This window comes from Streptomyces sp. NPDC003036, from assembly GCF_040611175.1.
Taxonomy (GTDB): Bacteria; Actinomycetota; Actinomycetes; order Streptomycetales; family Streptomycetaceae; genus Streptomyces.
Genome location: NZ_JBEXNO010000098.1, coordinates 1 through 1262 on the forward strand (window position 1 = coordinate 1; position 1262 = coordinate 1262).

At 75.9% G+C, this 1262-nt stretch carries 1 protein-coding gene and 1 pseudogene; both read left to right on the forward strand.

Annotated features, from left to right (window positions below; all coding sequences use genetic code 11):
• Positions 1-93 precede the first annotated feature (93 nt).
• Positions 94-396: pseudogene (locus tag ABZX67_RS33250) on the forward strand (hypothetical protein); the annotation flags it as partial.
• A 113-nt stretch (positions 397-509) separates the two neighbouring features.
• Positions 510-1262: phosphatase PAP2 family protein (locus tag ABZX67_RS33255; protein ID WP_355368536.1), on the forward strand; the 753-nt coding region annotated here is incomplete at its 3' end.

Sequence of the window (1262 nt, forward strand, 5' to 3'; positions counted from 1 at the left end):
CATCACCGCCGTCGACGGCGCGGGCTTCTTCTGCGACTACGTACGCGAGGCCTTCCTCTCCAGCCCGGTCTTCGGGAAGGACCGGGAGGAGCGCAGCACCGGATCGCCGAGCTGCTGATCCGCACGGAGGGCCCGGACGCGCACCGCGAGGTGTGGGTGGGCGCCGAGCCCGACCAAATCGCGGTGCGGCGCAACGAGACGCAGTACCTGGGCGAGACCGAGCCCATGCCGGCCCGCGCCGACGACGCGCTGATCCGCTCGGCGGTGATGACGGGCGCCGAGGTGCTGCGGGTGCGGCCGGAGATCGAGGACGAGGTCCCGGTCGGCGGCCTGGGCGCGCTGCTGCGCTGGCCGTACGACGAGAGCGAACGCGTACGCGAGGCGGAGCCGGCGTAACGGGCCCGCTCCCGCGGCTCGGCGCGGCCTGGGGCTGCCTTCGCGGGCGGCGCCCGGCCGCGTCCGTACCCCTGCGCCCGCTTCGTACGCCCCGGAAGGGGTACGTGCGTCCCATGTCCGCAGATCAAGCCGCCGCCCACACCGCAGCCCGCACCGCCGATCCCGTCCGTTCCCGTGTCGCCGCGCTGCTGAGCGCCTGGGACCGGGAGGTCTTCCACCGGGTGGCGACCCGCCACTGGCCGGGTGCCGAGCCGCTCCTCCCCCGGCTGAGCCGCAGCGCCAACCACGGGCTGCTGTGGTTCGGCGCGGCGGCCGGGATCGCCGCGCTCGGGCGCGGGGCGGGTGCGCGGCGGGCGGCCGTGCGCGGGGTGGCGTCACTGGCGGTGGCGTCCGCCACCATCAACACCGTCGGCAAGCGGTCGGTGCGGCGGGCCCGCCCCGTGCTGGACGCCGTGCCGATGGTGCGGCGGCTGAAGAAACAGCCCTTCACCACGTCGTTCCCGTCGGGCCACTCGGCCTCTGCGGCGGCCTTCGCGACCGGCGTGGCGCTGGAGTCGCGGGGCTGGGGTGCGGCCGTGGCGCCCGTGGCCGCCGCCGTCGCGCTGTCCCGGATCTACACGGGCGCGCACTACCCGAGCGATGTGCTGGTGGGCGCGGCCCTCGGGGTGGGTGCCGCCTTCGCCGTGCGGGGCGTGGTGCCGACCCGGTCGCAGCTCCCGGCGCCGGGGCGGCCGCACGCGGACGCGCCCGCGCTGCCGGGCGGCGCGGGCCTGGTGGTCGTGGTCAACGACTCCCGAGTCATACTGCGCGTTCGTCTCACATTCGAGGGTGCACAACGCTCCACGAATCAGGGGCGTCCTATGGTC